Below are 5642 nucleotides of genomic sequence, written 5' to 3'. Positions count from 1 at the left end.
GATGTGTATAAGAGACAGGATCGACGGCGGTACGGGCCGTGGGTCAGCCGAGAAGGCCGCCGATCGGGTTCTGCCCGGCGCCCCCGGTGGAGCCCTCGTCCGGGGAACCGTCGTCGTCCGAACCGCCGGTGCCGCCGCCGGAGCCGCCCGAGGACGTCGGGCCCGCGCTGCCGGACGGGGGATCCTGCGGGGTGGCCTCCTGCGGGGGCTCCTGCCCGGTGCCCTGGGTCTGGCTGGGCTGGCCGGCGCTCGCCCCGGGGGCCTCTCCGGACTCGCGTACGGAACCGGCCCCCGGGGTGGAGGCTTCGGCGGAGGGAGTCGTGGGGGCGGTGGAGGCCGTGGCCTCCGGGCGTCGCTGCTCCGGCGCCCGGGACGGCTTCTCCGGCTTCCCGGTGCTCTCGTCGGGGAGCGGGGAGCCGGGCAGCTGGTTGGTCGGGTTGCCGTTGGGCCCGGGCACGGTGACGACCTCGGTGGAACGCACCGCACCGCCGAGCATGGAGCCGACCAGCAGGGTCAGCCCGACGACGACCGTGGCGACGGCCGCCCCGCGGCGCAGCACGCGGCGGCGGAGGTCCCAGATCGCCGACCGCGGACCGAGCGTGCGCCAGGCCTCACCGGCGAGCCGGCCGTCCAGGGAGTAGACGGGCGCCCCGGCGATGACGAGCGGGCTCCAGGCCGCCAGGAAGATGATGTCGGAGGCGTCGTAGGCGGCGCCGCTGCGCCAGCTGACCGCGACGAGGAGCGCGGCGGCGAGCAGCAGGCCGAAGGCCGCGGCGATCCGCTGCCAGAGGCCGAGGACGGTCAGGACGCCGACGACGACCTGGAGGAAGGCGACGGAGAGCCCGGTGCCCACGGGGTGTGTCAGCGCGAAGTCACGGACGGGCTCGGCGACGGACCACGGGTGCAGGGACGTCAGCCACCTCACCATGGAGCCGCGGTCACCGTCGTCGAAGTAGACGGGGTCGCAGAGCTTGCCCATACCGGCGTAGATCGAGATGAAGCCGATGAGGACCCGCAGCGGGAGCAGGACGACGCCCAGGTTCATCCGGCGCCCGGGGTAGTAGGCGTGCCGGACGGTGTCGCCGCTCTGGCGGCGTTCCCCGGCGGTGACGTCGTCCTCGGGGTCCTCGTCGTACGGCGCCTCGCCGGAGAGGACCGGCTCGTCGGAGTCGTAGGCCCCGACGGCCCGCCGCATCGGGGGCAGCAGCGGTCCGGTGCGTCCGCCGCCGGGCTGGTGGGGAGCGACGAGTACCGGGTTGGGCTGGGTCTCCTCCAGGAGCGGGATGACCTGGGTGGCGCCGCCCGGGGAGTCGTCGTGACGCGTGTCGAAGCCGTCTGCGGACACGGTGTCGAGGCGCCCCGCGGTCGAGTTCCGCACGGCTTGCAGCAGGCCGGTCGCTCCGGGGTCGCCCGGCGCGGACCTGCCGCTCCAGACGACCGGAGCCCGCCTGCGGCCGGGTGCGCCGCTCATGGCGGGGATCCGGACCGGTCCGGCGGGGGCCACGGGGCGCAGACGTGTGCGCTGGCCCGGGGCGAGCTGCACCCGGAAGCTGGCGTGGCTGACGATGACCTGGGCGGGGTCACTGTCCACCTTCGTCATGCTCAGGGCGGGTTGGTCGTCGAACCGAGGCGTTCTGGTGTCCACACTCATCTAACCGAGTGACGTGTCGTTAGGACACTGCCTTGACACCTCGGAAGTGTCCGAGACCCGTCAACAGCCGGTGACGGCCCCGCACTTCGCCCCACCTCGCCCGCTTATCACCCCGGACCGGCCCGCGCACGGGGCACGTCCGGCGCGCGCACGGAGCACGTGCAGGGCGCGAGCGGGGCGCGCGCACAGCGCCCCCGGGGGCCGTGACGCCCCGGGTGTCCCGGGACGACCACATGCCCCGGGACACCCCCGGGAGCCGTACGCCCCCGGGGCAGCGCCTCACGCTCAGGCGCGGCGGCGTGCCACCTCGTACAGGACGATGCCCGCGGCGACCCCGGCGTTCAGGGACTCGGCGCCGCCCGGCATGGAGATCCGGACGCGGTAGTCGCAGGTCTCGCCGACGAGACGGCCCAGGCCCTTGCCCTCGCTGCCGATGACGATGACGACGGGTCCGTCGAGCGCCTCCAGGTCCTCGACCGTGTGCTCGCCGTCGGCGGCGAGGCCGACCACGGTCAGCCCCGCCTTCTGGTAGCCCTCCAGGGCGCGGGTCAGGTTGGTGACCCGGGAGACCGGGGTGCGGGCGGCGGTGCCGGCCGAGGACTTCCACGCACCGGCCGTCATCCCGGCGGCACGGCGCTCGGGGACGACGACGCCGTGACCGCCGAAGGCGGAGACGGAACGCACGATCGCGCCGAGGTTGCGCGGGTCGGTGACCCCGTCCAGGGCGACGATGAGCGGCTCCTCGTCGTTGTCGTACGCGGCGGCGGTGAGGTCCTCCGGGTGCGCGTACTCGTACGGCGGGACCTGGAGGACGAGGCCCTGGTGGTTCAGGCCCTTCGTCATCCGGTCCAGCTCGGGACGCGGGGCCTCCATCAGGTTGATGTTGCCGCGCTCGCCGGCGAGCTGGAGGCACTCGCGGACCCGCTCGTCGTTGTCGATGAACTGCTGGACGTAGAGGGTCGTCGCCGGCACGCCGTCCCGGAGGGCCTCGTAGACCGGGTTGCGGCCGACGACCATCTCCGAGGTGCCCTTGGCGCCGCCGCGGCGCGGTGCGGGGCGGCGGGACGCGGCCTGCTTGGCCTGGGCGTTGGCGATGCGGTTCTTCTTGTGTCCCTTGCGGGCGGAGGCGGGCGGCGTCGGTCCCTTGCCTTCGAGACCACGGCGTCGCTGGCCACCGCTGCCGACCTGCATGCCCTTCTTGTTGGACGTGCGGCGGTTCCTGCGCTGGCTGTTCCCGGCCATGACCTACCTGTTTCGTTGCTTCAGAAAAACGTCGTCAAGTGAGAGTGTGCCGCCCGGACGGCCGGGCGGCACATGTGCGCTGTTCACGCGGCGTGCGGCGGCGGCTCAGCGCGGTCCGAGGGTCCACCGCGGTCCGCCGGGGCCGTCCTCGATGACGAGGCCCGCCTGCCCCAGCTGGTCCCGGATGGCGTCGGCGGCGGGCCAGTCCTTGCGCTCGCGTGCCGCCTGGCGCTGGTCCAGGACGAGGCGTACGAGGGTGTCCACGACTCCCCGCAGGTCCTCGCCGTCCTCGCCGCCGCCCGACCAGTGCGCGTCGAGCGGGTCGAGGCCCAGGACGCCGAGCATGGCCCGCACCTCGGCGAGGCGGGCGACCGCCGCCTCCTTGTCGTCGGCGGCGAGGGCGGAGTTGCCCTGCCGGACGGTGGTGTGGACGATCGCCAGGGCCTGCGGGACGCCCAGGTCGTCGTCCATGGCCTCGGCGAACGCCGGCGGCACCTCGGCCGCCGGGGCGACCTCGCCCCCGGCCAGCTCGGTGACCCGCTGGACGAAGCCCTCGATCCGCGCGAAGGCGGACTCGGCCTCGCGCAGGGCCTCCTCGCTGTACTCGATCATGGACCGGTAGTGCGGGGTGCCGAGGTAGTAGCGCAGCACGATGGGGCGCCACCGCTTGACCATCTCGCTGACGAGGACCGAGTTGCCGAGGGACTTCGACATCTTCTCGCCGGACATGGTGACCCAGCCGTTGTGCACCCAGTACCGCGCGAACGCGTCGCCGAAGGCCTTGGCCTGGGCGATCTCGTTCTCGTGGTGCGGGAAGATCAGGTCGATCCCGCCGCCGTGGACGTCGAAGGCGCTGCCCAGGTACTTGTGCGCCATGGCGGAGCACTCCAGGTGCCAGCCGGGCCGGCCGCGGCCCCAGGGCGTCTCCCAGCTCGGCTCGCCGGGCTTGGCCGCCTTCCACATGGCGAAGTCGCGCGGGTCGCGCTTGCCCGTCTCGCCCTCGCCGGAGGGCTGGCGCAGGTCGTCCAGGTGCTGGTTGGACAGCTCCAGGTACCCCTCGTACGAGCGCACGTCGAAGTAGACGTTGCCGTCCGCCTCGTAGGCGTGGCCGCGCTCGATGAGGCCGCGCATCATCTCGACCATCTCGGTGATGTGGCCGGTGGCGCGCGGCTCGTACGTCGGGGGGAGGCAGCCCAGCGCGTCGTAGCCGTCGTTGAAGGCGCGCTCGTTCTCGTAGCCGATGGACCACCAGGGACGGTTCTGCTCGGCCGACTTCTTGATGATCTTGTCGTCGATGTCGGTGACATTCCGGATGAACGTCACGTCGTAGCCGCGGTAGGCGAACCAGCGGCGCATGATGTCGAAGTTCAGTCCGGACCGGATGTGCCCGATGTGCGGGGCGGCCTGGACAGTCGCGCCACAGAGGTAGATCGAGACACAGCCCGCGGTGAGCGGGACGAAGTCACGGATCTGCCGGGCGTTGGTGTCGTACAGGCGAATAGTCACCCCTCAAGGGTAGTGGGCCCGCACCAGTGCCCGGGCCCCCCGGGTCACATCGTTTCCGCGAGCCTGCCCCGGGGGTGCCGGCCGGGTGCGCCGCACCGGTCAGACCGCGGCCTCGGCACGCGCCGGCGTACGCCCCGGCAGGGCCAGCGCCAGCCCCGCTCCGGCCAGCGGTACCGCGGCGAGCACGGTCCACAGGACGGGCCCCGGGGCGTCGAGGAGCGTGCCGGAGGCGGCGCTGCCCAGCAGGACGGCCAGCCCGGAGACCGAGGACAGGGCGCCGGTGGCGAGGCCGAGACGGTGGTCCTCGACGAGGTCCGGTACGAGGCCCCGCGCGGCCGGCACCAGCAGCATCTGGCCGAGGGTGAGCAGCACGACGAGCGTCGCCCCCGGGAGCAGCCCGGCCGGCCCGCCCGGCGCCAGGGGGACCGCTGCGAACCCTGCCGCCACGACGGCCAGGCCCGCCACGAGCGCCGTTCTGGGGGCGATACGGCGGGCGGACCAGCGGGTGAGAGGCAGCTGGGCGGCGACAACGAGCAGCGAGGAGAGCGCGAAGAGGGCACCGAGCGCGTTCTGCGAGCCGGTGGCGCGCTCCACCTCTGCGGGCAGGGCCAGATAGAGCTGGTTGTAGGAGACGAGGTAGGTGCTGTAGGCGAGGCAGAGCAGGAGGAAGGACCGGTTGGCGAAGACCTCGCGGGGGAACACGGCCCGCCGGCCCGGCTCGCGGACGGTGCGCGGGCGGTGCGGCATCAGACGGGCGTGCCCGGCCAGCACGCCGACGAAGACGACGGCCCCGGCGAGGCAGGCGGCCCGGAATCCGCCGCCCAGGAGCAGGAGCAGGGTGCCGAGCAGGGGCCCCAGGAAGGCACCGGCCTGTCCGGCGGCCGAGAACACGGCGAGGACCTGGGCGCGCGGGGCGCCGGTGGCGCGTTCGTGGGCGACGGCGGCCCGGGCGGTCTCGGACTCGACGGCCGGCGAGAACAGCGCGGCGGCGAAACCGATGAGCAGGACGGCCCCGATGACCGTGGCGGTGGAGCCTGCCTGGGCCAGCCAGCAGAAACCGGCGATCCGCAGCACACACCCGGCCAGGACGACCGGCCGGGGACCGTAGCGGTCGGTGAGCGCCCCGCCGACGACGAAGAGCCCCTGCTGGCTGAAGGTGCGCAGCCCCAGGACGAGGCCGACGAGCCAGCCCGCCATGCCGAGCCCGTCGCCGAGATGGGTGGCGAGGTACGGCAGGGGGGGG

The 5642-nt window shown here is 73.7% G+C and carries 4 protein-coding genes; all 4 read right to left on the bottom strand.

The window, feature by feature from the left end; translation table 11 throughout:
* Positions 1–43: 43 nt before the first annotated feature.
* The gene (locus tag IH13_RS0130440) at positions 44–1651 is read right to left on the bottom strand and encodes a DoxX family membrane protein (protein WP_082317767.1); all 1608 of its coding nucleotides are present in this window, start codon (positions 1649–1651) and stop codon (positions 44–46) included.
* A gap of 285 nt (positions 1652–1936) precedes the next feature.
* Positions 1937–2893: a 23S rRNA (guanosine(2251)-2'-O)-methyltransferase RlmB gene (gene rlmB / locus IH13_RS0130435; RefSeq protein WP_031089314.1), complete on the bottom strand. Its 957-nt coding sequence runs from the start codon at positions 2891–2893 to the stop codon at positions 1937–1939.
* 105 nt (positions 2894–2998) lie between these two features.
* Positions 2999–4399: a cysteine--tRNA ligase gene (cysS, locus tag IH13_RS0130430; protein WP_031089311.1), complete on the bottom strand. Its 1401-nt coding sequence runs from the start codon at positions 4397–4399 to the stop codon at positions 2999–3001.
* A 99-nt stretch (positions 4400–4498) separates the two neighbouring features.
* A partial coding sequence (locus IH13_RS0130425) for an MFS transporter (RefSeq protein ID WP_063837516.1) occupies positions 4499–5642 on the bottom strand: 1144 nt, incomplete at its 5' end.

The sequence above is a fragment of the Streptomyces sp. NRRL WC-3549 genome, assembly GCF_000721935.1.
Taxonomy (GTDB): domain Bacteria; phylum Actinomycetota; class Actinomycetes; order Streptomycetales; family Streptomycetaceae; genus Streptomyces.
This window is presented reverse-complemented; position numbering and strand designations above follow the sequence as displayed.